At 62.7% G+C, this 26,060-nt stretch carries 21 protein-coding genes; 11 read left to right on the forward strand and 10 right to left on the reverse strand.

Translation table 11 applies throughout. From position 1 onward, the window contains the following. Positions 1-254 precede the first annotated feature (254 nt). Positions 255-1,529, forward strand: a complete 1,275-nt coding sequence (gene drt2, locus HB860_RS17595; RefSeq protein WP_247627472.1) for an antiviral reverse transcriptase Drt2 — start codon at positions 255-257, stop codon at positions 1,527-1,529. A 62-nt stretch (positions 1,530-1,591) separates the two neighbouring features. Here drt2 and recD read toward each other — a convergent pair whose 3' ends face one another. From recD to HB860_RS17625, 6 genes are all read right to left on the reverse strand, one after another. Then, a complete protein-coding gene (gene recD / locus HB860_RS17600) occupies positions 1,592-3,631 on the reverse strand; it encodes an exodeoxyribonuclease V subunit alpha (RefSeq protein ID WP_247627473.1) in 2,040 nt (679 codons plus the stop codon). A gap of 8 nt (positions 3,632-3,639) precedes the next feature. Continuing rightward, on the reverse strand, positions 3,640-7,248 hold the full coding sequence (gene recB / locus HB860_RS17605) for an exodeoxyribonuclease V subunit beta (RefSeq protein ID WP_247627474.1): 3,609 nt from the start codon (positions 7,246-7,248) through the stop codon (positions 3,640-3,642). Then, positions 7,248-10,601: an exodeoxyribonuclease V subunit gamma gene (gene recC / locus HB860_RS17610; protein ID WP_247627475.1), complete on the reverse strand. Its 3,354-nt coding sequence runs from the start codon at positions 10,599-10,601 to the stop codon at positions 7,248-7,250. Before recC ends, recB begins: the two co-directional genes overlap by 1 nt. Positions 10,602-10,830: 229 nt before the next feature. Beyond that, on the reverse strand, positions 10,831-11,223 hold the full coding sequence (locus HB860_RS17615) for a DoxX family protein (RefSeq protein WP_106885601.1): 393 nt from the start codon (positions 11,221-11,223) through the stop codon (positions 10,831-10,833). An 85-nt stretch (positions 11,224-11,308) separates the two neighbouring features. Further along, positions 11,309-11,995 (reverse strand): pirin family protein, encoded by a 687-nt coding sequence (locus HB860_RS17620; RefSeq protein WP_247627476.1) that lies wholly within the window; start codon positions 11,993-11,995, stop codon positions 11,309-11,311. Between the two features lie 32 nt (positions 11,996-12,027). Next, positions 12,028-12,360: a hypothetical protein gene (locus tag HB860_RS17625; RefSeq protein WP_139436234.1), complete on the reverse strand. Its 333-nt coding sequence runs from the start codon at positions 12,358-12,360 to the stop codon at positions 12,028-12,030. A 257-nt stretch (positions 12,361-12,617) separates the two neighbouring features. Between HB860_RS17625 and HB860_RS17630 the strand changes: the two genes are divergently transcribed. Beyond that, positions 12,618-13,532 (forward strand): LysR family transcriptional regulator, encoded by a 915-nt coding sequence (locus tag HB860_RS17630; protein WP_139436232.1) that lies wholly within the window; start codon positions 12,618-12,620, stop codon positions 13,530-13,532. Between the two features lie 435 nt (positions 13,533-13,967). After that, complete coding sequence (locus HB860_RS17635; RefSeq protein ID WP_005330085.1) at positions 13,968-14,732, forward strand: helix-turn-helix domain-containing protein; 765 nt, start codon at positions 13,968-13,970, stop codon at positions 14,730-14,732. A gap of 211 nt (positions 14,733-14,943) precedes the next feature. Here HB860_RS17635 and HB860_RS17640 read toward each other — a convergent pair whose 3' ends face one another. Continuing rightward, on the reverse strand, positions 14,944-15,756 hold the full coding sequence (locus HB860_RS17640; protein WP_247627477.1) for a UTRA domain-containing protein: 813 nt from the start codon (positions 15,754-15,756) through the stop codon (positions 14,944-14,946). Positions 15,757-15,938: 182 nt separating this feature from the next. Between HB860_RS17640 and HB860_RS17645 the strand changes: the two genes are divergently transcribed. The 6 genes from HB860_RS17645 to HB860_RS17670 are packed head-to-tail and all read left to right on the forward strand — an operon-like array spanning position 15,939 to position 21,209. Further along, positions 15,939-16,985 (forward strand): ABC transporter substrate-binding protein, encoded by a 1,047-nt coding sequence (locus HB860_RS17645; RefSeq protein ID WP_139406501.1) that lies wholly within the window; start codon positions 15,939-15,941, stop codon positions 16,983-16,985. A 9-nt stretch (positions 16,986-16,994) separates the two neighbouring features. Next, positions 16,995-17,828: an alkaline phosphatase family protein gene (locus HB860_RS17650; RefSeq protein ID WP_247627478.1), complete on the forward strand. Its 834-nt coding sequence runs from the start codon at positions 16,995-16,997 to the stop codon at positions 17,826-17,828. Continuing rightward, the gene (locus HB860_RS17655; RefSeq protein ID WP_247627479.1) at positions 17,828-18,727 is read left to right on the forward strand and encodes an ABC transporter permease; all 900 of its coding nucleotides are present in this window, start codon (positions 17,828-17,830) and stop codon (positions 18,725-18,727) included. Before HB860_RS17650 ends, HB860_RS17655 begins: the two co-directional genes overlap by 1 nt. Beyond that, positions 18,720-19,496, forward strand: a complete 777-nt coding sequence (locus tag HB860_RS17660; RefSeq protein WP_247627480.1) for an ABC transporter permease — start codon at positions 18,720-18,722, stop codon at positions 19,494-19,496. The genes HB860_RS17655 and HB860_RS17660 overlap by 8 nt, the downstream gene beginning before the upstream one ends. A 6-nt stretch (positions 19,497-19,502) precedes the next feature. Next, complete coding sequence (locus HB860_RS17665) at positions 19,503-20,510, forward strand: ABC transporter ATP-binding protein (protein ID WP_247627481.1); 1,008 nt, start codon at positions 19,503-19,505, stop codon at positions 20,508-20,510. 39 nt (positions 20,511-20,549) lie between these two features. Beyond that, entirely contained in the window at positions 20,550-21,209 is a 660-nt protein-coding gene (locus tag HB860_RS17670; RefSeq protein ID WP_247627482.1) for an HAD family hydrolase, read from the forward strand. A 23-nt stretch (positions 21,210-21,232) separates the two neighbouring features. Here the strand turns inward: HB860_RS17670 and HB860_RS17675 are convergent, their stop codons facing one another. Next, positions 21,233-22,843: a sensor domain-containing diguanylate cyclase gene (locus HB860_RS17675; RefSeq protein WP_247627483.1), complete on the reverse strand. Its 1,611-nt coding sequence runs from the start codon at positions 22,841-22,843 to the stop codon at positions 21,233-21,235. Positions 22,844-22,952: 109 nt separating this feature from the next. Here HB860_RS17675 and HB860_RS17680 point away from each other — a divergent pair, with 109 nt between their 5' ends. Then, positions 22,953-23,396 carry a DUF2214 family protein gene (locus HB860_RS17680; protein WP_139436217.1) on the forward strand — a complete coding sequence of 148 codons (444 nt, stop codon included), beginning with the start codon at positions 22,953-22,955 and terminating at the stop codon, positions 23,394-23,396. Positions 23,397-23,516: 120 nt separating this feature from the next. Continuing rightward, positions 23,517-24,428, forward strand: a complete 912-nt coding sequence (locus HB860_RS17685; RefSeq protein WP_247627484.1) for a DMT family transporter — start codon at positions 23,517-23,519, stop codon at positions 24,426-24,428. Positions 24,429-24,609: 181 nt separating this feature from the next. Here HB860_RS17685 and HB860_RS17695 read toward each other — a convergent pair whose 3' ends face one another. Then, a complete protein-coding gene (locus HB860_RS17695; protein ID WP_247627485.1) occupies positions 24,610-25,467 on the reverse strand; it encodes an AraC family transcriptional regulator in 858 nt (285 codons plus the stop codon). Next, positions 25,464-25,952 (reverse strand): GNAT family N-acetyltransferase, encoded by a 489-nt coding sequence (locus tag HB860_RS17700; protein WP_139436211.1) that lies wholly within the window; start codon positions 25,950-25,952, stop codon positions 25,464-25,466. Before HB860_RS17700 ends, HB860_RS17695 begins: the two co-directional genes overlap by 4 nt. Positions 25,953-26,060: the final 108 nt, after the last annotated feature.

Genomic DNA, 26,060 nt, shown 5'->3' on the forward strand with positions numbered 1-26,060 from the left:
AAAACGGCTCAAACATGAAGAAATGAAATGACTGAGTCAGCCGAGAAGAATTTCCCCGCTTATTCGCACCTTCCCTAGTAGACTCACGTCGAACACTCCTGCGATGATGGTATCATATATCATATCTGACATTCGTGGCCGACATCATATCGATGTTGTGAATGCGTATTTAAGTACGTTTGTTAAGCCCGGATTGGGAATCGGATGGCCACAGTCCTTTACCTTTCCGGGTTTTGCAATTTAAGGCTTACATGATGAACTCAGAAAATAAATGGTTTCGGAGTCGTGGCTACTTACATTTTGATTCTCCAGTAAAATTACGGAAAGCATGTAAAATAGTCAGATCTCCCCTTAATGTCGCCCAGCATGCTTTCTTCCCACTAATCAAGTACGATATACAAAGTCTTAAAATATCAATAGACAAAGATGGCAATGTTCTAAAAAAAATTAAAACAAGACCAATCTCATACGCATCACATATCGACTCTCACATTTATTCTTACTATGCAGAGTTATTATCTGATTTATATGAAAAAGCTCTCGATAAATCGCAACTGCAAGACTCCGTGCTTGCTTTTAGAGCTCTTGGAAAAAGTAATATTGATTTTGCTAACATAGCCTTTGAAAAAATAAAGGCTCATAGCGATTGCACTGCAATCGCTATGGATATCTCTGGTTTTTTTGATAATTTAGATCATGAGATACTCAAATCAATGTGGTGCAAACTACTCCAAAAAAATTCATTACCCAATGACCATTTTAATATATATAGGTCTCTAACTAAATCTTCTGTGGTCAATAGAGACCTATTGTATACAGCACTTAAAATATCGAAAAACAACCCCAAAGCTGCAGGATTAAGGCTTTGCGATATAAAAACATTCAGAGAGAAAGTACGAGGCCTTGGGTTAATAAAAACCAACTCGACTGGGAGAGGCATACCACAAGGAACATCTATAAGCGCCCTTCTTTCTAATATATATATGCTGGATTTTGACAAGAAAATAAAAGACATAGTTAAATCTATTTCAGGAGAATACTATCGCTACTGTGACGATATGCTTTTTATCATCGACAGTGATAATACTAGCGAGTTAATGTCTCTAGTGACACAAAGTATCTCCGAACTAAAAATAGAAATAAATGATAAAAAAACAGAAATTAGAACTTTCCATACATACCGTGGAGTTCAAAAATGCGACAAGCCACTACAGTACTTAGGCTTTATTTATGATGGCGAAAGAAAATTAATTAGATCAGCAGCCCTAGCTAGGTTTTCAGGCAGAATGAAAGCTGGGGTAAGGTTAGCTAAAAAGACACACCAAAAAGCCAACCTCAATGAAGAAAAAGATGGCGTGGCTAAAACACCACTATTTAAAAAGAAAATTTATGAGCGTTACTCGCATTTAAGCAAGAGAAATTTCATCACCTATGGCCATAAGGCAGCGAATATAATGGGTTCTAATGCAATCAGAAAACAATTAAAGCCTCTTTGGGGACGCCTTATTAATGAAATAAATGAAAAATAATATTTCATTCCTAAAAAATTATACGTTGACGGCAGCGAATCCCTTTACCGCCGTCCCATCGTTCACTCCCCCAACCTCTCCGCCAATCCGGAATAACGCTCGGTCTTTTTACGCACCGCTTGTGCCAGCAGGGCGCGATCGCCGTAGAGATCGAGGCGGGCCTTGGCGCGGGTGATGCCGGTATAGACCAGTTCGCGGGTCAGCAGCGGACTTGGGCTGTCGGGCAGCACCAGCACGGTATGGGCAAACTCCGAGCCCTGGGATTTGTGGATGGTCATGGCGTAGACGGTCTCGTGGGGGGGCAGCCGGCTCGGCAGAAGTGCGCGCAGGGAGCCGTCCGGCTGCTCGAACCAGACCTTCAAGCGGCCAGTTTCATCCGGCAGGCAGAGCCCCATGTCGCCGTTGTAGAGGCCGATGCCGTGATCGTTGCGCACCACCATCACAGGGCGACCCGCATACCAGTCACCGTCGCGGGCAATCAGCCCGGCCCGAGACAGGGCCAGTTCGAGGCGCTCGTTGAGCCCCTCGACGCCGAACGGGCCGTCCCGCAGGGCGCAGAGGATCTGGAAGCCGTTGAACGCCTTGAACACGGCGGACGCCTCTTCCCCCGCGCGGGCCGCCTTCAGATAGTTGCCGTAACCGGCGACCCCCTCTGCAATCAGCTCGTCATAGGCCTCCCCCGCCCAGGGGTGCAGGCTGATGTCCTTGAATCCCGCACTCCAGACAGCTTCCACCGCCGCGGCATCGCCGCCGTTGCAGGCCCGTGCCAGCTGACCGATGCCGGAGTGCTGATCGAAGCGCCAGCTCTTGGCCAGCAGACAGAGGCTGTCGCGCACCGGGGCGCCTGCGGGCGAGCCCTGCAAGCGGTAGCCGGTCTGGCGGGAGAGCCACTGCGCCTGCGCCGGGCTGATGCCCTGTTCGATAAAGCTGCAGATATCGCCGAGCACGGCCCCCGCCTCCACAGAAGCGAGCTGATCCTTGTCGCCGAGCAGGATGAGGCGGGCGTGGCTTGGCAGCGCATCGAGCAGGCGCGCCATCATGGGCAGGTCCACCATGGAGGCCTCGTCCACCACCAGCAAGTCGAGGTGCAGCGGGTTGCCTGCGTGGTGGCGGAACTGGCTGCGCCCGGGGATCACCCCGAGCAGCCGGTGCAATGTACCCGCCTCGGTGGGGATGGCCTGGGCCCACTCGGGGGGCAGATCGAGGGCCTGCAGGGCAGAGCCGATACTCTCGGTGAGGCGCGCCGCCGCCTTGCCGGTGGGGGCCACCAGCCGGATCGCCGGGGCCTTGCCCCCTTGCAGGCCGGTCTCCACCAGGATGGCCAGGAGCTTGGCGACCGTGGTGGTCTTGCCGGTGCCGGGGCCGCCTGAGATGACCGCGAAGGGGCGCGCCGCCGCCGTGGCCGCCGCCAGTTTCTGGCCGTTGCAGCAGAGCGCCTCGGGCACCAACGCATCCAGCTTGCTCAGCTCGCTTGCCGCCTGGGCGCTGGCCAGCAGGGCCTCGATGGCGGGCCAATCCACCTCACTCGGGAACACCAGATCGAGATACTTCTCGACGAAGTGGCGGGCGGAGAAGTCGGGAGCGAGGCGGGCCTTGAGCAGCGCCGAGAACACCAGGCCGTAGTCGCGGGCAAATAGCCGCGACAGGGCCGGGGCAATCTCCGGCCATTCGGCTCTTTCACTCAAGGCGCGCAGATGGCGGGCCACCCCCAGCTCAAAGTCGTGGTAGCGGGTGAGGTAGAGGCGATCGCGCCAGAGCCGCAACGGCCAGCGCGGGGCAAGCCCCTCATCCTGTTCCGTACCCACGAGCGGATTTGCCGCAAACAGGGCGGGCCAGCGGGCAGGATCAGCCAGATCCCCCAGCAGATCCCGGCTCTGATCCGGATCCAGCCCGAAGGGGCGCAGGGAACCGGCCGTTAGCATTTCAAGGGGCAGGCAGACGTGGCCGCGCCCCAGCTCGAAGCAGGCGAGCGCGGCCCCCAGCACCAGCTCGGGGCCGCCGCCCAGATCGGCCACCAGCTTGGCAAATTGCAGATCCAGCTGGCGGATACGCCCCGCCAGCGCCAGGGCTTTCAGCCGTTCGATCATCCCGTCGCTCTTCATCTCGCCCCTCATGCCTCTGCCTTGTTTGATTTTTCTAAACGATGATCGTCAGGCTCCACACCTTCACTAAACAACTTGTCGAGCCCCAGCACCAGTTCACGGCTCGGGCGAGTATGGAATACCCCCCCCTGCGGCATGCCGCGCAGGAACAGATAGAAGATCCCGCCAAAGTGCCGGTCGAAGTCGTAGCCCGGCAGCCGCAAGCCGAGCAGCCGGTGCAGCGCCAGGGAGTAGAGCTGGTATTGCAGGTCGTAGCGGTGTTCCGCCATCGCCCGCTCCAGCGCCGGACGGCTGTAGTCGGCGGGGCTCATGCCGAGGTGGTTGGATTTGTAGTCGAGCAGATACCAGCGCCCCTGCCACTCGAACACCAGGTCGATAAAGCCCTTGAGCATCCCCTGCACTGTGGCGAAGCCGAGCGGCTTGTTGCCCCGCGACAGGGGGTCGTGCTGCTGGCAGAGGGCTGTCAGCGCCGGGGCCGTCACCCGCCCCATGGGCAGGAAGAATTCCAGCTCCACCTGCTTGCGCCCGGGCGCCAGATCCCGCAGCCGCACCGGATCGCCAAGGCCCGTTTCCAGCGGGGTATCCAGCACAGCCTCCACCTGCTGTTGCAGCACGGGGGCCCAGTTTTCGTCGAAGCCATCTTGCGCCAGCAGGCCAGCGATATGCTGCGCCAGCGGCTCGCCCGCCGCGCTCTCGAAGTCTATGGTCTCGAACAGGCTGTGCAGCAAGGTGCCGGGGCGCGCCCCTTTCGGGAAGGTGAAGATGGAGGGCTGGGGCGCCTCCTCCGGTTGCTCGGAAGCCAGCGCGGCCGCCTCGGTGACCACCTCGTCATCGAAGCCGGGATTGGCCAGGACCCCCTTGCCGTGGCCGTTCCCCTGAGCCGCCAGCCCGGAGTAGGAGCTGATCCACCAGTCCCGCTCCAGCCGACCGCTAAAGTGGCGCACCTGGGGCTCCCCCAGCAGCTCCTCTTCTTGCGGCAGCGGGGCTGGACGGGTGAGCGAGGGCTCACCGACCGCCACCCCGGGCAGCGCCTGGGCAAGCTCGGTGAGGGCGGTCGCCAGGGTAGTGGCGTCCCCCTCTTCCCCCTTTTGCAGCAGGTAGCCGATGGCGGTCTGGTGCAGCTCTGTCTTCTCCGACTTGCCGTTGCCCGAGCGCACCGGGGCCAGCCCCAGCCAGGTGGCGTAGACACCCCGGGTCAGGGCCACATAGAGCAGCCGCAAGTCTTCGGCGAGGCGCTCCCTGTCCGCTTCCGCCAAGGAATCCTCGGCGCCGGTGAGATCGAGAATGGTGCGATTGCCCGCCTCATCCGTCTCGTGATAGAGCGGGGTCTCGGCGGTTCTGTGGCTGCAGATGAAGGGCAGGAACACCAGGGGGTACTCCAGCCCCTTGGATTTGTGGATGGTGACGATCTGCACCAGCTTGCGCTCGGATTCGAGGCGCAGTACCTGCTCCGCATCCTGGCCATTGGGGCGGCTCACCGCCTCCCCCAGCCAGCGCAGCAGGGCATATTCCCCGTCCAGCTCGCTGCTCACCTGTTGCAGCAACTCGCCGAGATGGAGGAAATTGGTCAGCCGCCGCTCGCCGTAGGGGCTCGCCAGCAGGGAGGAGGCGAGATTGCGCCTGTGCAGCAGTGCCCGCAACATGGCCAGCACGCCGCGGCGATGCCAGATCGATCGGTACTCCATAAACTCCTGCACCGCGCTCTCCCAGGCCCGCTCATCTGAAGCCAGCGCATCGAGCGCCCTGGCATCCAGATCAAACAGGCCGGTGGCGAGCGCCGCCCTAAGGCTGCGCTCCTCGCTCGGGTTCTGGCAGGCGTGCAGGATCAGCAAGATCTCCCGCGCCTCCACCTGCTCCAGCACGCTCTCGCGGTTCGACAGATAGACGGAGGCGATGGCGAGGCGCGCCAGCTCCTGCTGCACCAGCTTGCCCTCGGCGCCGGTACGCACCAGCACGGCGATATCCCCGGCCTTCACCGCCTTGTCGCCGATCTGCGCCTTGCCCTCGTGGGCCAGGGTCAGCAGGCGGTGGATCTCGGCGGCGGTGGCGCGGGCCATCTTGCTCTGGTAATCCCCCCGGTTGAAGGTGGGCTGGCCGGTCAGCTGCCAGCAGTGGAGCACGGGGGCGGTGACGCCATCGATCTGCAGCGCCTTGCTCTTGCCCTGGGCCTCCACCGGCAGGAAGGGGATATCCGCCTCGTAGATAAAGGGATCCTTGGCTCGCTCGAACAGGCCGTTGACCGCCCCCACCAGGGCGCCGCTGGAGCGCCAGTTGCGCCCCAGGGTGTAGTGGGCGCTCACATTTCGCCTGGCCTGGATGTAGGTGAAGATGTCGGCGCCGCGAAAGCCGTAGATGGCCTGCTTGGGGTCACCGATCATCAAGAGCGCCGTGTCCTGGTGGCCGCCGTAAAGCCGGTGGAAGATGCGGTACTGCTGGGGGTCGGTATCCTGAAATTCGTCGATCATCGCGACCCTATAGGTGGCGCGAATGCGCTCGCACAGCCGCTCGCCCAGGCTGGAGCCGAGCGCCCCGTCGAGGTCTTTGAGCAGGTCATCGAACGAGAGCTGATGGGCCTGCCGCTTGCTGGCCTGCATCCGGCTGCGCACCACCTTGGCCGCCCGTTGCAGGATCAGATCCCGGATACCGGGGCGGCTCGCCAGCAGCTGGTCGATCTGGCTGAACAGCGGCAGGGTCGGTAACGCCTTCCCCTTGCTCAGCTTGGCCTCCAGGGTTTCCTGGCCGAAGCGCTCGAGATCCTTGGGCAGGGTATAACCGCTGGTCGGATCCTGTGCCCAGTCGCCTATCTTGGCGAGCCAGCCTTCGTAGTTCTTGCCGGTATAGAGCTTGATTTGCCCCTCGGTCTGGCGGCGGATCTCGTCCGTCTGCGCCAGCCAGGCATCTTTCACCGCCCCGATGCGGGCCATGGCGGCCTGATGGCGGGCGGCCAGGGTTTCGTCACCCAGCGCGGGGTGGATCTCCAGCTCGCTGTTGTCGAGCCAGCCGTTCATCTCCCGCAGCAGGGCGGCGGGGCTCGGCCAGAGCGCGCGCACCGAGCTGGCCAGGGTCTTGTCCACCGGATAGAACTCGGCGCGCCAGTAGTCGCTCACCGCCTGCAGCCTGAGCTGGCTGTCGTCGGTAAGAAATTCGGTTTCAAAGAGGGCGCCCGACTCGAAGGCGTTCTGCTTGAGCATCCGCTGGCAGAAGCCGTGGATGGTGAAGACAGCCGCCTCGTCCATCTGCCGCTCGGCAGCCAGCAGGCGGCGGGCCGCCAGTTCGTGATCCCCCACCTCTGCCAGCAACTGGGCCAGCAGGGTGTCACTGCTGTGGCCGCGCATAAAGGCGAGCCGCGCCTCGTGGATGCGACCGCGGATCCGCCCCCGCAGCTCGGCGGTGGCCGCTTCGGTAAAGGTCACCACCAGGATCTCGGTCACCGAGAGCGGCCGCTCGTGGGCGCTGGGCTGACCGGCGTCTTCCCCCTCTTCGATGAGCGGGCCGTGCCCCAGCAGCAGGCGCAGGTAGAGACCGGCGATGGTGTAGGTCTTGCCGGTACCGGCGGAGGCTTCGATCAGTCGTTCACCATGGAGGGGAAAACGCAATGTATTGAGCGGGTTAGCCATTATTTCAGCTCCTCCAGGGTCTTGAGCAGCGGGGTCAGGTGTTCGCGGGCCAGGGCCTGCAACTGGTCCAGCACGGCGTCATCCAGCTCGGGGAAGCAGCGGGCGACATAAGGGTCTTGCCCCTCCCCCGTCACCATGTAGCCGCCGTTGAAGCGGGTGAGGGCAGCCTTGTCGGCCGCCTCCGGCTTGTCCGGATCCTTCTCGATCGCCTTGAGCCACTCCCAGGCGGTGCTCGGGAAAAACGGCAGCGGTCGCTTCATCCCCTGGGCCCAGAGCGCCACCAGGGCCGCCAGCCTGGGGCGCGCCTCGTCGGCAGAGAGCCTGGGCAACCGCAGACTCTGTTTGGCATCGAACAGCAGGGTGTCGCCGGGGGCGCAGCTCAATGAGAGACAGAGGTGCTGAACCCAGCCCAGCAGCAGATCCTTGCCGTTGAAGCTGCCGGGTTTGACCACCAGCGCTCGCCCCTTCTGGGTGTCGATCCACCCTTGCAGCTGGCCCTGGGTCAGGGAGATATCGATCTCCACCGCCTGTTTTTCAGCCTCATCAGCCGCAACCCAGGGGCGCAGCCGATCCGCCAGCTTGCCCATCTCGGCATCCAGATCGTCCAGCAGCAGGCTGCCGAACCACCCTTGGGGCAGCAGGCCGGTCAGCTGCAACCGCGCGCGACGCACTGTACTGTCCCCTTCCGCCAGATGGGCATCGAGCAGCAGATCTTTCAGCTGATAATGTTGCAGGCCGTCCAGCTCGAACGGCTCGCTATCCTCGATGTTGGCCTCGTTCAGTTCAAACCACACCTTGAGGCGGCGGTTGAGGAAATATTTGGTGGGCTGCCGATAGAAGCGCAGCAGCTCCGCCAGCTCCAGCCCCTGCTCCTTGCCCCATTCGGGGGGTAAAGGCAGCTCGCCGCTCTGGAAGTTGGCGGCGCCGCGCACCGGATTGAGGGCGGGCAGCCAGTCGGCGGCATAGGTGAAGAGCCGCGACCCCGCCTCCGGGTAGAAGTAGTTGCGGCTGTAGGGGGTGAGCGGGTGCGCCACCATCAGGTGCTGAAGCAGCCGCTTGCCTGAGGTCTCGTCATCGAGGCTCTCATCCCCCGCCAGCACGAAGCCCTGCCGCACATAGTCGATCAGCTCCGCCAGCAGCACCGAGGGCACCTTGTCGCTGTTGTCCTGGGCGCTGAAGCCCTGATAGCTGATATAGAGCCCCTGCTGGGCGCTCAAGAGCGCCTCGAGGAAGAGGTAGCGGTCATCGTCCCGGCGGGAGCGATCCCCGCGCCGCCCGGCCACCGCCATCAGATCGAACCCCATGGGGGCCAGGGTGCGCGGGTAGACGCCGTCGTTCATGCCGAGCAGGCAGACCTGCTTGAAGGGGATGGAGCGCATCGGCATCAGGGTGCAGAAGTTGACCTGACCGGCGAGGAAGCGCTGGCTGGAGCGGGACTCCCCCAGCACGCTGCCGAGGTAGTCCTGCAGCAGGGAGGCCGAGATGGGCTGCTCGAAGCGGGCCTCGCCGAGCCGGGTCTGCCAGTCGGCCAGCTGGCTGCGAATGAGCTGGAGCTGACGCTCTTCCTCCTCGTCGGCCAGATAGAAGCGCTCCAGCAGCGCCAGCAGGCAGGCGTGCCACTCCGTCAGCGGCTGCGCCTGTTGCAGCCGGGGCAGGAATTCGGCCAGGGAGTCGACAAACCAGGCGAGCTTGCCGAGCGCCAACCCCTGTTGGCCTTCGATATCGGCGTAAGGCAGGATGCCCGCCACCGGCTCCCCATCCCCCATGGCAAAGCCGAGCAGCATGCGGCGCAGGCCGAACAGCCAGCTGTTGCCGGACATGGGAGGCAGATCGAAGCGCTCAGGGTAGCCGTCGTCCAGCCCCCAGCGGATGCCGGTCTCCTGCACCCAGACCCGCAGCTGGTTGAACTCGTCGTCATCCAGCTCGAAGCGGCGCAGCACGGCGGGCACCTCGAGGATGGCGAGCAGCTCCCCCGCCCCGAAGCGGGCGTTGGGCAACCTGAGCAGGGCGAGGAAGCTTTGCAGCAGCGGGCTCTCCTGACTCGCCGCCCGATCCGAGACCGCAAACGGGATCTGGCCACGGGCGCCAAACACCGCCTGAATGTAGGGGCCGTAGCTGTTCACGTCCGGCATCATCACCACCACGTCTTTCGGGGTGAGGGACGGGTCCTGCTCGAACAGCGCCAGCAGCCGGTCGTGCAGCACTTCCAGCTCCCGCATCGGGCCGTGACAGGCGTGGATCTGCAGGGATCCATCCGCCGGGCTGATGGGGCTCTTGTGGTGGCTGCTGTCGAGATCAAATTGGCCCTCGCCCCGTGAACCTAGCTCCAGCACATCCTTCTGGATGGCGCGCAGCAGGCTGACATTGCCCTGCTCGTCCACCTCGTCGATGTCGACGAAGGCCTCGATTTGCGGCACCTCCAGCTCCATCAGCTGATGCAGGTAGTCGCGCCCCAGCTTGCCCATGGAGGCGAGCAGCGGGTTGGCGGGGCCTTGCAGGGTCTCGATATCGGTGCCGGGTTTGAGCCTGGTTTCGAGGCGTGCCAGGGTCTTTCTGTCCAGCAGATCCCCCCAGTAGTAGCGGCATGGGTTGGTGACAAACAGGTGCACCTCCACCTCGTCCCGGCTGCCGAGGGCCAGCAGGGCCTCCACATAGCGCGGCGGCAGCGCCGAGATGCCGAACACGAAGACCCGCTGCGGCAGCTTGCCCGGCAGCTCCCGGGTGCGCGCCAGCTCGTGGATAAACTCCTCGTAGAGGTTGGCTCTGTGGTAACCGCTGGGGGAGAGCGCCAGCGTGCGGGCCACCAGCTCGCGCCACAGCTCCGGCTGCCAATCCTGACCGCTCACCCCGGCCAGTTCGAGCCCCAACCCCTCCCCCTCTTCCCAGCGGGCGATCCAGTCAGGCCGGTAGACCAGATACTGGTCAAACAGATCCGCCACCTTCTGGCAGAGCTGCCAGAGCCGCACCTGCTCGGGATCCTGGGCAGGATCCTCCTCATCCCCACCGCCCAGATAGGCGGCGAGTGGCGCGAAGGCGGGCCTGCCGAGCAAGGCAGGCAAGATGGTCATCAGCTGCCAGCTCATGGAGCCCTTGTTGTAGGGGCTCTGGCGGGGCACGTCCGCCAGCACTTGGGTGAACATCTCCCAGATAAAGCTGGCGGGCAGCGGGAAGTCGATATTGGCGGCGATGCCGAAGGCCTTGGCCAGCTCCAGCTTGAGCCACTGGGCCATGCCGGGACTCTGCACCAGGATCTGCTCGTGCTCGAAGGGGTGAGAGAGGGGCGCCTGCCGGATGCGGCTCACCAGCAGCTCCTTGAGCAGATCCAGCTGATTGGAGTGGTAGAGGGTAAACATGGACGACTCCCGCCAATTTCATGAAGAGGGGTGCGCGCCGGAAAAGGCGAGCCATTTCCGTCACTTCACACGAAATGGGATTGTCGGGGATCGGGGGATAAGATGCAAAAGGCGCTTGCCGCCGCCAGGGGCCTCGTCACAGTACCGGCATTCGCCCCCTGGCGGGCATAAAAAAGCCGGTGCAGCTGCACCGGCCAAAAGGCGTTGGAAAACTTGAACTATCAGGGTATTACCAGCACTTGCCGAGGCGGGCATCCAGGCTGAAGGCCCCAGGACCGGCTGCCGCCAGGGCCAGGAAACCACCGGCCACCGAGAGGTTCTTCATGAACATCAGCATCTGCATCTGTTCGGCAGGCTGATAGTGGAAGATGAAGGCGGCCATCAGGGTGAAGCCGGCCAGCAGCACCGAGAGGCTGCGGGTAAAGAGGCCCAGCACTATGGCGAGACCGCCACCCAGCTCCAGCAGGATCACCAGGGGCAGCATGAACCCGGGTACGCCCATGGCTTCCATGTAACCCTGGGTACCGGCGTAACCGCCGATCTTGCCCCAGCCTGCCATCACGAACATCAGCGCCAGCAAAATACGACCCGCCAGCAGTGCCACATCTTTCATCTTGTCCATCGTCAGATTCCTTTGATTACCCATCTTGGTAATAAACAGTGTAAGAGCTAATTGTTAACTCATTCATTTCGCCGTGATTTATCTATCAGGGCAGATCAAACAGCAGGGCTTCACTCCCCTCGGAGGCGGTGAGCGTCCAGGACGCCTCATCGCGACTGAGCAGGCCGTCGCCGGGTCGGGCAGCCAGACCGTTGCCAGTCAGCTCCCCTGAAATCATATGCAGGTAACCATGACGCCCTTGCAATGCCCATTCGAGGGTTTCCCCTTCGGCAAGTTGCAGCCGCCAGATGCGGGCCTGCTGGCGGATCCTGAAGGATCCATCCTCCCCATCCGGTGACGCGACCAGCGTCAGCCCGGGCTGGGTGGCTATCTTCTTCTGCTGATAACCCGGGGTAGTGCCGACTTCGTTCGGCTCTATCCAGATCTGCAACAGGGAGAGGGGCTCGGTCTGCGAGGGGTTGTACTCGCTGTGCCGGATACCGGACCCTGCGCTCATCAGCTGGAAATCCCCCGCCGGGATCTGCTCGGCATGGCCGAGGCTGTCCCTGTGCTCTATGGTGCCGCTCAGCACGCAGGTGAGGATCTCCATGTTGGCATGAGGGTGGGTAGCGAAACCGCCACCCGGCGACACCAGATCCTGGTTGATGACCCGCAGGACGGAGTGCCCCATCCAGTCCGGGTCATAGTAGTGACCGAACGAGAAGCTGTGGCGTGCATCCAGCCAGCCGAAGTTGGCATGACCCCGTTCTGCTGCGGCTCTCAATTTCATCATGGTGTGCTCCTCCAATACCTTGAAACGGTTGATTAGCGCTGGCGACCGTCACCCAGACCGAACGGGATGCGGTAGCTGCTGCTCTCGCTGCCCAGGCTGACCGTCAGGTTGCCCTGGGTGCGGCTCGGGATCTTGACCTGCTGGGTGCCCATCAGGCTGGCGTGAACCGATGCCAGCAGATCGCCAGACTCATCGCGCACCTCCAGCATGGGGTTGGCCTTGCCAGCCATGGCGGCGGTCGCGTTCCAGTTCACGAACAGCACGCCAGGGGCGGCATTGATGTCGGCCGGTACGGCAGCCTGGGCGAAACCTGCGGTCATCAGGCCTGCAACGGCCAGCATCTTGATTACGTTTTTCATGTTCATTCACTCTCTTGGTTTTTATGTCATTGCCAAGGCCGGTCTGGCCCGAATCAATGCATCCATGCAAGAGGTTATTCAAATAGTGTGTTGTTCTTTCACCTACAGCAGACATCGTTCTGTGTGATGTCTCAGCCTGGAACTACCTTTTATTTGGCCGCTTGGCCTTCCTGCCTAAGCGTTGATTGAATATTAAAGTCACTTGCCCTAAGTTGTTAGCGAGATAATCTGGCAAACATGTTCAAAAAAATTGAAGGTTAGATATGGCCAAGGAATCGAACAAGGAGCGGGCGCTGACCCTGGAGGCGATCCGGGTGCTGGACGCCATAGACCGCCGTGGCAGCTTCGCGGCGGCCGCCGACGAGCTGGGCAAGGTGCCCTCGGCGCTGAGCTACACGGTGCAGAAGCTGGAAGACGAGCTGGACGCCATGCTGTTTGATCGCAGCGGCCACAGAACCAAATTCACCCCCGCCGGACGCATGCTGCTGGAGCAGGGTCGCCTGCTGCTGGAGGCGGCCGAGCATCTGGTGGGAGAGACCCGGGCCCTGGCCCGAGGCTGGGAGACCGACATCACCATAGCCGTCGATGCCCTGGTGCCGCTGCAGGCGCTCTACCCCCTGGTGGAGCGGCTGGCCGAGCTGACGGATACCCGGCTGCGGCTGCGGGCCGAGGTGCTGGCGGGCAGTTGGGAGTGTCTGGAGGATGGCCGCGCCGACCTGCTCATCTCCTCCCTCAACCCCGACATCACCCTGACCGGCATCAAGCACCAGCCCTTGCAGGAGGAGGTGATGCTCTATGTCGCCCACCCGGATCACCCCCTGCACCTGGAGCCCGAGCCCCTGGCGGACGAGACCCTGCGCCGCTACCGCGCCATCGCCATTGCCGACACGGCGCGGCGCAAGCCCGCCCTCACCTATCGCCTGCTGGACAAGCAGCCGCGCCTGACCGTCAGCACCATGGGGGAGAAGCGCGATGCCCTGCTGGCGGGCATTGGTGTCGGCACCATGCCCCTGAGCTGGATAGAAGAGGACATCAAGGCGGGCCGCCTCAAGGTGATCGGCCCCGAATATCGCCATCAGGTGCAGGTCGTGCTGGCGTGGCGGCGCGATACCATGGGCAAGGCCAAGAGCTGGCTGGTGCGGGAGATCCCCAAGCTGTTCCCCTGCAAGGGGGAATAGCCCTCGGGAGGACGGCGCAGGAGGTGCCAAAAGATGCGCCCCTTCCTTGACGGCGGGCTCAAATTCGGAGAAAAGAAAAAAAGCGGACCTCTTGCGAGTTCCGCTCAATGCCAGGAAAGAATAAAACCTTGCGGTTAAAAAAACCCTTAAATTGGAAGCAAACAATCGTTTTCTCAACCAGGAAGGTATTGAATCCGATTCGTGTTGGATTATGTGCGATGTAATATGCATCACCAGCAAAATGTTGGAAGGTTGAAGGATATGCACCACCGAGTGTCATTATCTGCCACCTTGCACCACAACTGGTCAGGCCATTTCAGCCGTTATCACCGGATTACTCTCCTCTGGTTTTTCTAGGTGTCAAAAATTGAGCCCGATACAGATAAATGACTCACTTTCTGGCACGACTAAGAATGCAGATAAAGGAATAGTTGCATGACCTACAGCCAGACCCTGGCCAACCACATTCTCGACACCCTGAAGAAGACCCTGACCGACAAGGGGATCCGCTATCAGACCCTGGCGGAAGCCATGGGGGTCTCCATCGCCACCGTGAAGCGGATGATGAACAAGCCCTCTCTACCGTTCGACACCCTGCTGGAGATCTGCCATCTGGTGGGACTCTCGTTCGAGGAGCTGCTGGATCGCACCCAGGACGCCCAGAGCCGCCGCGCCGTCTTCACCCAGGAGCAGGACGAGGCGTTTCACAAGGAGCCGGGGCTCTACGCCTTCCTCGCCAACATCTTCTGGCGCGACAAGACCCTGATCGATCTCAAGCGGGAATACGGCCTGACCGATGCCTCCTGCTACCTCTATCTGCGCAAGCTGGAGAAGCTCGGCATCTTGCAGCTCGGCATCGACAACAGCTACCACTTCCTCATCAGCGAGCGGATCAGCTTCGAGCAGCACAGCCGCTTCGCCCGCCAGCAGGCACGCCAGGCCATGTCGGTGCTGGGGGACTATCTGGTGGAGAACATGCACAAGTCGAACAACTACATGGCGCTGTGCCAGCTCCACCTGGACGAGAGCGAGGCCATGGCCCTGATCGATCGCATGAAGGAGTACTGGCATCAGGAGCTCAAGCTAAACCGCCCCGCCATAGGCCAGCGGGAGGGCAGCAAGACCTACACAATGTCGCTGCAACTGGCGGACTGCGGCTACCAGAGCTTCGACGACCTTATCCCCAATATCGACAACTGATCCCGGCGGATCCTGCGGGATCCGTCCGTTTTCGCTGGCGCGGCCGTTAGCCTGACATCGGCCATTCAGACCCTCTTGCCGCCTTCGGATGCAGCGCCCCTTAATCCGCGGGCTGCTGAACCTTCTGCGATCTGCCTGTGGCCGGTTGCAGCGCCCGGGTATCCAGACAGATACGGATCGCCACTGTGCCCGACAGTGCTCTGGATAGTCCCTAATCGGCGAGCCGGGTTTGTTGCAGCTTGCCTGCAGCTGATTGCAACGCCCGGGTATCCAGACAGATACGGATCGCATCCGGCCGCCAGTGCTCGATATCGCAATCCACCAGCGCCCCCCGCTCGTCATAGTTGACCCGCACCAGCCGCAGCACGGCGCTCCCCTGGGCCAGATTGAGGGCGCGGGCTATCTCTCCCCGGGCCGCCGAGGGAGTGATCTCGAGACTCGCCCCGCCCTGGCCTATGCCATAACGCTGCTGATAGAGCTCGGTGAGGGAGCTGGCCAGCGGCGCGCTGGCAATATCGGGAAAGCGGCTCGCCAGCAGGTGGTGGCTGACGTGGAGCACAGGTCGTCCGTCGATCAGCCGCAGGCGGCGGATTTCATAAAGTGGAGTGAAGGGTGCCAGCCCCATCCGGCTGCACAACTCGCTGCTGGCAAGCTCGCTGCCGTGGGCCAGCACCCGGGTTTCGGCGGTGCGCTGCTGCTCGCCGATCCACTGGTGAAAGTGGGTGTGGATGGCGGGATCGTAGGTGAGTCTTGGCGGCGCCACGAACCAGCCGCGCCGCTCGGCCCGGTAGATAAGGCCGTCTGCCTCGAGGTTGGAGAGCGCCTCCTTGATGGTGATGCGGGTGGTGGTGAAGCGCTCGCTCAGGGCCCGTTCGGCGGGCAACTGCTGCCCGGCCCCCAGCTGGCCGCTGCCGATATAGCGGCGCAGGGTCCGGCAAATCTGTTCGCACTTGGAGGGGTTGCGGCCATCGGTCAGCCCCTGTTCACTCAATCGCTCTGTCACTGTCACATCCCTGTCGGTCATTCCGGTGTGCGCCCCCTGGAGTAGACCAGCGGCTGTCGGTCCCGAGTTGTAACCGCTATGGATGACAGCGCCATGACAGGGCGATTGTCACGAAAACGCCATCAAAGCGCCCCGCCACCGTCATATTTCCCCTCTAGCATCCCTCTCGAACCTTAACTGACCTAGTCCAGAGGGATGGGATGATGAAAAGCGTGATCGCAAGTGCACTGGCCCTGGTGGCCATCAGTCAGCCACTGTTTGCCGCCGAGAATATCGCGGATCTCGAAAAGGCCGCTCGCGGCGAAGGGCAACTCAGCAGTATCGGCATGCCCGACAGCTGGGCCAACTGGAAGGATACCTGGCAGCAGCTCGGCAGCATCTACGGCATCAAGCATCAGGATACCGACATGAGCTCCGCGCAGGAGATCGCCAAGTTCGCCGCCGAGAAGGCCAACGCCACTGCCGACATCGGCGACGTGGGCGGCGCCTTCGGCCCGGTCGCGGTCAAGCAGGGGGTCACCCAGCCCTACAAGCCCTCCACCTGGGCCGATATTCCGAACTGGGCCAAGGATGCGGACGGTCACTGGATGCTGGCCTATACCGGCACCATCGCCTTCCTGATCAACAAGGATCTGGTCAAGGCTGCCCCCACCAGCTGGCAGTCCCTGCTGGGTGGCGACTACAAGGTGACCCTGGGTGACGTGGGCGTTGCCTCCCAGGCCAACAACGGCGTGCTGGCGGCGGCCTATGCTACCGGCGGCAGCGAGAAGAACCTCAAGCCTGCGCTGGAGCTGTTCGGCCAGCTGGCCAAGCAGGGTCGTCTCTCCCTGAACGACCCCACCATCGCCAATATCGAGAAGGGCGAAGTGGAAGTGGGGGTGCTGTGGGACTTCAACGCCCTGAACTACCGCGACCAGATCGACCCCAAGAAGTTTGACGTGGTGATCCCGAGCGACGGCTCCGTCATCGCCGGTTACACCACCATCATCAACAAGTGGGCCAAGAACCCCAACGCCGCCAAGCTGGCGCGGGAATACATCCTCTCCGATGCCGGTCAAATCAACCTGGCGCGCGGCTATGCCCGCCCCATCCGCAGCAATGTGACCCTGCCGGATGATGTGAAGGCCAAGCTGCTGCCAGCCGAGCAGTATGCCAATGCCAAGCCGGTTCAGGATCACGCCGCCTGGGAGCAGAGCTCCAAGGCCCTGCCGCGCCAGTGGCAGGAAACCGTCATGATCAACATGCAGTAAGGGAACCCAGTGCAACACAAGGTGATAGTGGTACTTGTGGATGGTCTGGCAGCCGAGGTAGCCCATTGCATGGGCTACCTTTTCGGCATGGTGGAGGCGGGGCGGGGCCTGCATACGACCCTGAATGCTGCCCTGCCCTCTCTCTCCCGGCCCCTCTACGAGTGCATCCTGACCGGCGTACCGCCAGTAACCAGCGGCATCACCCACAACGGAGTGAGTCGCCTGAGCCAGCACGAATCCATCTTCCATCTCGCCCGGGCCGCGGGCAAAAGCACCGCCGCCGCTGCCTATCACTGGGTAAGCGAACTCTACAACCAGAGCCCCTGGCTGGCGGCCCGTGATCGCTATACCCATGACGAGCAGCTGCCGATCCAGCACGGCTGCTTCTACTGGGATGACAACTACCCCGACAGCCATCTGCTGATGGATGGCGAGTGGCTGCGAACCCAATATGATCCCGATTTTCTGCTGATCCACCCCATGGGAGTGGACGATGCGGGCCACAAGTTTGGCCTGAATTCCCGCCAGTACCGCAACCAGGCGCGCCGCATGGACAGCCTGCTGGCCGATCTGCTGCCCCAGTGGCTGGCGGAAGGGTATCAGCTGGTGATCACCTCGGATCACGGCATGAACGAGGATCTCAGCCACGGCGGCACCCTGGCCGAGGAGCGCACAGTGCCGCTCTGGCTGTTTGGCGATGCCTTTGTGGCCCAGTGGCCGGAGGGCGCGACGATCGCCCAGACCCAGCTCTGCGCCCTGATGGCTGACTTGCTGGGCATTCCCCACGACAAGCCAGCCGCACCACAGCTGCTCAAGGCGGCCTTTATGCGTGAGGTGCACTGATGATGCCTGCAACCACCGAGATCCTGGTGGATCAACCCGTGGCCACCAAGCTCCGGGTGCGCCGCCATTGGCTGCCCGCACTGGTATTGCTGCCGTTTATCCTCTTGATGATCCTGTTCCAGCTCGCCCCCATGGTGTGGGTGCTGGTGGGCAGCTTTCAGACCCCGGATGGCTGGGGCCTCGACTACTACCGGGAGATTTTGAGCTCCCCCTTCTACCTGCAATCGTTCGGCAACTCGTTGCGTATCGCCGGTATCGCCAGTCTGGCGGGGCTTGCCATCGGCACCCTCGGGGCGGCGGCGCTGCGTCACAGCGGTGAGCGGATCAAGCGGCTGCTGCTGGCCTTTGTCACCATGACCGGCAACTTCAGCGGGGTGCCGCTGGCGTTCGCCTTTATCATCATTCTCGGCATCAACGGCGCGGTGACCCTGCTGCTGAAATCATGGGGGCTGATCGACGGCTTCAACCTCTACTCGGGGTCGGGTCTCATCCTCATCTATACCTACTTCCAGATCCCGCTCGCCCTGCTGCTGCTCTACCCGGCGTTCGATGCGCTGCAGGATGAGTGGCCGCAAGCGGCCGCGCTGCTCGGCGCGAGCAAGGGGCAATATGTGTGGCACGTGGCGCTGCCGGTGCTGACGCCTGCGCTGCTTGGCACCCTGATCATCCTGTTTGCCAATGCGGTGGGGGCCTATGCCTCTGCCTACGCCCTCACCACCGGCAACTTCAATCTGGTGACCATCCGGGTGGCCAGTCTGGTCTCTGGCGACATCTTCCTCGAACCCAATATGGCGGCGGCGCTGGCGGTGATCCTGATGGTGTTGCTGGGGGTAGTGACGGCCGCCAACCAGTGGCTGCTGAAAAAGAGCTATGTGAACAAGGGGCAATCCCATGCATGATTTGACGCCGCGCTGGCCCAAGTGGGTGCTGGGTGGGCTGGTTGCCACCCTGCTGCTGCCGCTGTTGGCCACGTTTCTCTACTCCATCTCCACCCGCTGGGGTGCGACCCTGCTGCCGGATGGCTTTACCCTCGACTGGTATCTCAAGCTGTGGGGCGACCCGCGCTTTCTGGCGGCGTTTGGCCGCAGCCTTCTGGTCTGTTTCGCCACCCTGCTGCTGGGGACGCTGGTGCTGGTACCGACCGTGCTGGTGGTGGCCTACTACTTCCCCAGGCTGGATCCCTGGATGAACCTGCTGATCCTGCTCCCCTTCGCGGTGCCGCCAGTGGTCTCGTCGGTGGGGCTGCTGCAGATCTACGCCGATGGCCCGCTGCCGATTATCGGCACGCCGTGGATCCTGATTGGCACCTGGTTCACTGTGGTGCTTCCCTTTATGTACCGGGCGCTGGCCAACAGCCTGCAAGGGGTGCCGCTGAAAGATCTGATGGATGCCGCCCACCTGCTGGGGGCAAGTAGTCGGCGCGCCTTCCTGCTGGTGGTGATCCCCTGCCTGCGCAAGGGATTGCTGGCCGCGCTGTTTCTCTCCCTCTCCTTCCTGCTCGGCGAGTTCGTGTTTGCCAACATGCTGGTGGGCACCCGTTACGAGACCCTGCAGGTCTACCTCTACAACATGCGCGCCACCTCGGGCCACTTCACCAGTGCGCTGGTGATGAGCTACTTCCTGCTGACCCTGCTGCTCACCTGGGCGGCCAACAGATTTCATCGGTGACCCAAGATGTTTTATTTAGAAGTCAATCAGTTGCACAAATCCTACGGCGATACACCTGTGTTCGAGGGGATCGAATTCGGCATTCGCAAGGGGGAGCTGGTGACCCTGCTCGGCCCCTCCGGCTGCGGCAAGTCCACCCTGCTGCGGGCGCTGGCCGGGCTCACCCCGGTGGATGGCGGTCAGGTGCGGGTGGCCGGGGAAGACATCACCTGGCAGGCGCCCCAGAAGCGGGGCATCGGCATGGTGTTCCAGAGCTATGCGCTCTTCCCCAACATGACGGTGTGGGATAACGTCGCCTTCGGCCTCAAGATGAAGCCCCAGCCGGGGCGCGAGCTCGCCGCCAGCGTGCAAGAGGCGCTGGCGCTGGTGGAGCTGAGCGGCTTCGAGCGCCGCTATCCGGCCGAGCTCTCCGGCGGTCAGCGCCAGCGGGTGGCGCTGGCGCGCGCCCTGGTGGTACAGCCGCGGATCCTCTTGCTGGATGAGCCGCTCTCGGCGCTGGATGCCCGCATCCGTCGCAGCCTGCGCCAGCAGATCCGCGAGATCCAGCAACGCCTCGAACTCACCACCATCTTCGTGACCCACGATCAGGAGGAGGCGCTCACCCTGTCGGACAGGATATTCCTGATGAACAAGGGCTCCATCGTCCAGAGCGGCACGCCGGAGCAGATCTATACCCGCCCCGCCAGCGAGTTTGTGGCGGGCTTTATCGGCAACTACAACCTGCTCGGCGCAGAGCAGGGCAAGTCGCTGTTCGGCCCTCGTTTTCAGGGCAAGCTGGCGCTGCGACCGGAGTCCATCACCCTGTTGCCCGCCGGGGCGACCAGCAGCGAACCCAGCCTGCCCGGCATCGTGCGTCAGCAACAGCTGCTCGGCAACGTCATCCGCTATCAGGTGGAGTGCGAGGCGGGGTTGTTGACGGTGGATTGCCTCAACCGTTCTGTCAGCGATCTACTGGCCGTGGGAAGCGCCGTGACCCTGGCGGTGGCCCGGGATCAGCTCTGTGAGGTAGCATGACGCCTCGTTTCATTTTCGTTGTTACCGCAAGGAGCCCTCATGGCACTGGCACTGTTTGATCTGGACGAGACCCTGATTGCGGGGGATTCCGCCAGCCTCTGGCTGGAGTACATGGTGGCCGAGGAGCTGGCCCCGGCGGGCATGGTGGCCGAAGAGCAGGCCATGATGTCCCTCTACCATCAGGGCAAGATGGATATGCACCAGTACATGGCTTTCACCCTGCAGCCGCTGGCGGGCAAGTCGCGCCAGTGGCTCAGCCAGCAGTGCCACCACTTTGCCGAGCAGGAACTGCGTGAGTGCATCTACCCGGAGGGGGTGGCACGCATCGAGTGGCACCGCCAGCGCGGCGACGAGCTGGTGCTTATCTCCGCCTCCGGCGAGCATCTGGTAGCCCCCATGGCGCAGATGCTGGGGATGGATCACTGCGTGGCCATCCTGCTCGACGAGGAAGCTGGCATGCTGACCGGCCAGACCCGTGGCACCCTCAGTTTTCGCGAAGGCAAGGTGGCCCGCATCAACCAGCTCTTTGCCGGCAGGGAGAACCTCTGGCAGGGGAGCTTTGGCTACAGCGACTCCCACAACGACCTGCCGATGTTGCGGGCTGTGACCCATCCTCATGCGGTCAATCCGGCCCCCGCCCTGCGCCAGCAGGCCGAGGAGCTGGGCTGGCCGGTGTGGGCGTGGCAGTTGCTCCCTTGAGCCGCTGAATGAAGAAGAGGCCCTCAGGCCTCTTCCTTGCTCAGTACCCCATCGTCTTCCGGCGGCACTTTCTGCTGCGCCAAGGGGGCGACATCCCCCAGATAGATGCGGTTCTTGCCATCCCGCTTGGCGCGATACACCTCGGCATCGACGATATCGAGCAGCCCCTTGGCATCCAGACCGGGGGCACTCGCCACCAGGCCGCCGCTGAAGGTGATCCCGAGGCCGGGTTCACGCCAGTCCAGGGACGCAACCCCTATCCTGTACTGCTCCAGCAGCATCTGGCAGAAGTGGATGTCGGGGTTGGCGAACAGCACCACCAGCTCCTCGCCGCCGTAACGGCAGACCCAGCCGTGATCCTCCAGCAGCTGGTTGCCCAGCTTGGCCACCCGCTTGAGCACCACGTCCCCGGTCTGGTGACCATAGTTGTCGTTGACCAGCTTGAAGCCATCCAGATCGATCATGGCCAGACAGAAGCTGTGTTGCTCCAGCAGCAGCCGGTTCAGCCGTTCGTCGAAGAAGCGGCGGTTGTAGAGGCCGGTCAACTTGTCCAGATTCGCCTGCTGGCGCGCCTCGTGATAATCCTTGCTCACCTCCGCCAGCTCGGCGTAGACGTGCCTGAGCTCGTGCATGCCCCCATGGGGCACCCCATCGGGTGGCATCCTGCTGGCGCGGATCATGGTGGAGATCTCGTCCAGCATCCGCCTGAAGTAACGGGACCAGACCAGGGCCAGCAGCGCATAGAGCACGCAGGCCAGCAACACCACCCCGAGCACGTTGAGGGAGGCGCTCGCCACCACCGCCTGGATGCTCGACGCCGGCAGCACGCTGATCAGCACCCAGTTGCGATCCGGCAGGCGGCTGTAGGCCACGAACTGCCGGGAGTCCGAGTCCAGGAAGATGCCGTCCTCGGCGCTGAAGCGGGAGAGCCAGCTCGGGTGCGTCATGGGCTTGAGCAGCCGGGAAGGATCGGGATGGGCCAGCACCTTGCCGGACTGATTGACGATCATCTGATAACCGTTGTCCAGGTGCCGGTTCAGCTGGGCGGAGAAGGGGGCAAGCACGGCATCGACCGCGAACACACCGCGCACCCGGCCCTCCTGGTCGGTGAGCGCCCGTGCGAGCGCGATCACCAGATTGCCGTTGGTGTAGTCATAATAGGGCTCGGTCCAGACCATCTTGCCCACATGCTGGCTGGCCAGCCGATACCAGGGGCGCGTCCTGGGATCGAAGCCCGCATCCGCCTGCCACTCGGGGTAGATAAGCATCTGGCGCTCGGCGGTGCCGACATAGATGTAGATGAGATCCGCCATGACCCCCTTGTAGAGCTGCCACTCCTTGAGGTAGCTCTCGGCATTGTGCAGGCGGGGGCCGCTGATGTCGTCCACCTTCACCTGGTCGTAGATGAGGGTGAACTGGCGTTCCATTTCGTGCAGGTAGGGTTCGATGAAGACGTGACGCAGCTGGTGGTTGGTGGCGAGCAGACGGTGTTGCAACTCTCGTTGCAGGCTGCGCTCCATGTGCAGGTAGTAGATGGCGCCCAGCATCAGCACGGGAATGAACAACAGCAACAAGCCCAGACGCATCCGGGCAACCAGGGACCAGGTCTTTTTGGAGACTGCTCGTTTATCCAACCCTGACTCCTGCTATCCCCCGACGTCGTGTAGTGTCAGAATATCAGCCCCGCTCTATGGCGTCCAAAGGGAAGCTTGCCATGTGGCCAACGAGAAGGAACAGGCTCGGATGTTGAACCCGGAACTGCTGACCGCGCTCCATTATTGCGCCGTGATCACCCTGACCGGCGCCATCACCTCTGAGTACTTTCTGTTCCGGCGCGGCATGTCCATCGAGCAGGTGCGCAAGCTGCTGCTGGCAGACAGCCTGGCGGCGCTGGCGCTGCTGTTCATCTTCATCACAGGCGTGCTCATGGTGCTCGCCCACCCGCTGCAACCGGCGGCCCTGCTGGCCAATCCCGGCTATCGCACCAAGCTGCTGCTGTTCTTCGCCATGGCCCTCAGCTTCGGCTACCCCAGCCGGCTGTTCCATCACTGGCGCCGCTCCCTGCGTCAGGGGCGTGCCCCCATTGTCTCCATCCAGCAGCAGTTCTGGGTGATCTGGATCCTTCGGGGCAACCTGCTGCTGCTCGCCCTGCTGCCCCTGCTCGCCAGGCTGGCTGGCGGCTGGTAGCAGACTCGGACTGGCGCCCATCGGATTGCAAATCACCGGCGACAAAGCCCCCCGCTGACGGGTATCGTACTGGGAGGGGCCCGAGTGCCTCTGTCACTGCTCTCTCAGGGATGAATCCGTATGCGTTCAAACATGATGTTATTGATGGCCGCCGCCATCTGGGGGCTGGGCTTCGTCGCCCAGCGCCTGGGGATGGATCACATGGGGCCTTTCACCTTCAACGGCCTGCGCTTCCTGCTCGGGGCCGCCTCCCTGCTGCCGCTCCTGTGGTGGCTCAAGTCGCGCCAGCCCAGGCCGCAAGCCGGATCATCCGCAGGCGATCGCCGCCTGCTGCTGGTCGGGGGCCTGATCGCCGGGGGCGTGCTGTTCAGCGCCGCCTCCCTGCAGCAGGTGGGGCTGCTCTACACCACGGCCGCCAAGGCGGGCTTCATTACGGGTCTCTACATCATACTGGTGCCCGTCATCGGCCTGGCCCTGCGCCACAAGACGGGGGCCAACACCTGGATTGGCGCCCTTATCGCCATGGCCGGGCTCTACTACCTCAGCGTCACCGAGGAGTTCACCATAGGCTACGGTGATCTGCTACAGGTGATCGGTGCCCTGTTCTGGGCCGTGCACCTGCTGGTGCTGGATCACTACTCGAACCGGGTCGCCCCCATCCGCCTTGCCGGGGTGCAGTTCGTGGTGTGCGGTCTGCTCAGTCTTGGTACTGCCTTTGTCATCGAGACCCCGACCCTCGGCGGCGCCGTGGCGGGCTGGCAGGCCCTGCTCTACGCGGGGCTGGTGTCGGTCGGCATAGGCTACACCCTGCAGGTGGTCGGCCAGCGCGGTGCCCACCCGGCCCACGCCGCCATCATCTTGAGCCTGGAGACGGTGTTCGCCGCCATCGGCGGTGTGCTGCTGCTGGGGGAACATCTGGACGAACGCGCCATCGTAGGTTGCGCTCTGATGCTGGCGGGCATGCTGATCTCCCAGATCCGCTTGCGCTGGTGGTGGAAGTCCCGTCGGGACAAGGTGCCCAGCCAGCCCTGAACGAGCGAACCTTGGTGGGCTGCACCCCGATGCTGGCAGGCATGCTGATCTCCCAGATCCGCTTGCGCTGGTGGTGGAAGTCCCGGCGGGACAAGGTGCCCAGCCAGCCCTGAATCTCGTGATGAGCCTTGCTCCAAACGACAAGAGGCGCCCACAGGCGCCTCGTTTTATTGCCGTCTGCCTAGCGCACGCTGGAGAAGAAACTCACGTCGTCGCGCAGGGGATCGTAGCTCACGCTGTGATAGAGCTCGAAGCAGGGGCCGTCGCCGAACGCCAGCCCTGCGGAGACTATGTCGCCTATGTGCTCCTGCCAGCGCGGTCGGTACTGGTTGCGATCCGTGATGAGGTAGCGGGACTGGGCATAACGCCCGGCGGGGATGAGCTGGATCTCCACCTCCCCCTCGCCCCCGGTCTGGGGCGGCACTGTGATGCCGATGTCGGTGCGGCACTGGGCAGGCGGCGTCACCTCGGGGTTGTCGTGGTAGATGAAGATCCACTCCCCGTCCTCCAGCCCGCGCGCAGCAGCCCACTGGTGCAGGCGGTTGCTGACGGCGTCATAGCCCTCGCCATAGGGGCCTGTGACCCTGACATAGGCCAGGGTGCGGGCATCCATCTCGACGGTTTTCATGGTGTTGCTCCTTGCTGATGAGTGGCCTTCAGCATAAGGGGATGGACCATCCCATGCGTGTCCATCCTTGCTCTCATGGTGTCCGTTCTTGCCCTTGTCGCGGCGAAACTCCCCCGGGGTGCAGCCATAGTGACGGCGAAACGCCTTGGCAAAGGCCTGGGAGCTGGCGAGCCCCGCCCCCAGGGCGATGGCGGTGACGCTGGCATCGGTATAGCAGAGCTGCCAGGCCGCCCGCTGCATCCGCAGCCGGCGACACATCTCGCCGGGAGACTCCCCCACCACGGCGGTGAACACCCGGTGGAAGTGATAGAGGGAGAGACAGGCGCGGCTCGCCAGCTCCTCGATGGAGAGATCCGGCTCCTGCTCCAGTGCCCGCAGCACGGGAGTCAGGCGCTCGCGATAGTCGATCATGAGCGCACTCTCGCCATATAGAGGGTGTCAACCAGCACGCCGTGGCGCAGGCCGTAATCCCGGGCGACACCTTCCTGCACAAACCCGAACTTGCGGTAGAGCGCCTGCGCCGCCTCGTTGTCACTCCAGACGGTGAGCTCGAGGCGAGTCAGCCCGAGCCAGTTGTCCGCCAGATCCAGTGCGGCCGCCATCAAGTCCGAGCCCACGCCGCGCCCGGCCCAGTCATCACGCACCGCCATGCCGAGGCTCGCCACGTGGCGCCGACGCGGGTTGGGCTCCTGCCACAGGGTCAGGTTACCCACCACCAGACCATCGGATTCGGCCAGCAGCACAGTGACCCCGTCCCGCGGCTCGAGCCGCTGCTGCCAGTGGTGCAGCGAGGCGAAGGGGAGTTGCAGGGTACCGGCCTGGGCTTTGGGCATGGCGTAGAGATCGCGCAGGGGGGCGGCATCTTCCGGCCCGGCGCGGCGAATGGTGATGGACATGAGACCTCCTGATTGGCTGAGTCCCATCTTGCCGCAAGGCTGGCGTTCGTTTCCACCCCCATCAGCGAAACCAATCAAAGGGTTAGGCACACTCCATTGGAGCCGGGC

Source organism: Aeromonas genomosp. paramedia (assembly GCF_023093515.1).
Classification (GTDB): domain Bacteria; phylum Pseudomonadota; class Gammaproteobacteria; order Enterobacterales; family Aeromonadaceae; genus Aeromonas.

Bases quoted from the DNA above. Each gene is read 5' to 3' on its own strand.
- drt2 (WP_247627472.1), top strand. From the start codon at position 255: ATGAACTCAGAAAATAAATGGTTTCGGAGTCGTGGCTACTTACATTTT.
- recD (WP_247627473.1), bottom strand. From the start codon at position 3,631: ATGAAGAGCGACGGGATGATCGAACGGCTGAAAGCCCTGGCGCTGGCG.
- recB (WP_247627474.1), bottom strand. From the start codon at position 7,248: ATGGCTAACCCGCTCAATACATTGCGTTTTCCCCTCCATGGTGAACGA.
- recC (WP_247627475.1), bottom strand. From the start codon at position 10,601: ATGTTTACCCTCTACCACTCCAATCAGCTGGATCTGCTCAAGGAGCTG.
- HB860_RS17615 (WP_106885601.1), bottom strand. From the start codon at position 11,223: ATGGACAAGATGAAAGATGTGGCACTGCTGGCGGGTCGTATTTTGCTG.
- HB860_RS17620 (WP_247627476.1), bottom strand. From the start codon at position 11,995: ATGATGAAATTGAGAGCCGCAGCAGAACGGGGTCATGCCAACTTCGGC.
- HB860_RS17625 (WP_139436234.1), bottom strand. From the start codon at position 12,360: ATGAACATGAAAAACGTAATCAAGATGCTGGCCGTTGCAGGCCTGATG.
- HB860_RS17630 (WP_139436232.1), top strand. From the start codon at position 12,618: ATGGCCAAGGAATCGAACAAGGAGCGGGCGCTGACCCTGGAGGCGATC.
- HB860_RS17635 (WP_005330085.1), top strand. From the start codon at position 13,968: ATGACCTACAGCCAGACCCTGGCCAACCACATTCTCGACACCCTGAAG.
- HB860_RS17640 (WP_247627477.1), bottom strand. From the start codon at position 15,756: ATGACCGACAGGGATGTGACAGTGACAGAGCGATTGAGTGAACAGGGG.
- HB860_RS17645 (WP_139406501.1), top strand. From the start codon at position 15,939: ATGAAAAGCGTGATCGCAAGTGCACTGGCCCTGGTGGCCATCAGTCAG.
- HB860_RS17655 (WP_247627479.1), top strand. From the start codon at position 17,828: ATGATGCCTGCAACCACCGAGATCCTGGTGGATCAACCCGTGGCCACC.
- HB860_RS17660 (WP_247627480.1), top strand. From the start codon at position 18,720: ATGCATGATTTGACGCCGCGCTGGCCCAAGTGGGTGCTGGGTGGGCTG.
- HB860_RS17665 (WP_247627481.1), top strand. From the start codon at position 19,503: ATGTTTTATTTAGAAGTCAATCAGTTGCACAAATCCTACGGCGATACA.
- HB860_RS17670 (WP_247627482.1), top strand. From the start codon at position 20,550: ATGGCACTGGCACTGTTTGATCTGGACGAGACCCTGATTGCGGGGGAT.
- HB860_RS17680 (WP_139436217.1), top strand. From the start codon at position 22,953: ATGTTGAACCCGGAACTGCTGACCGCGCTCCATTATTGCGCCGTGATC.
- HB860_RS17685 (WP_247627484.1), top strand. From the start codon at position 23,517: ATGCGTTCAAACATGATGTTATTGATGGCCGCCGCCATCTGGGGGCTG.
- HB860_RS17695 (WP_247627485.1), bottom strand. From the start codon at position 25,467: ATGATCGACTATCGCGAGCGCCTGACTCCCGTGCTGCGGGCACTGGAG.
- HB860_RS17700 (WP_139436211.1), bottom strand. From the start codon at position 25,952: ATGTCCATCACCATTCGCCGCGCCGGGCCGGAAGATGCCGCCCCCCTG.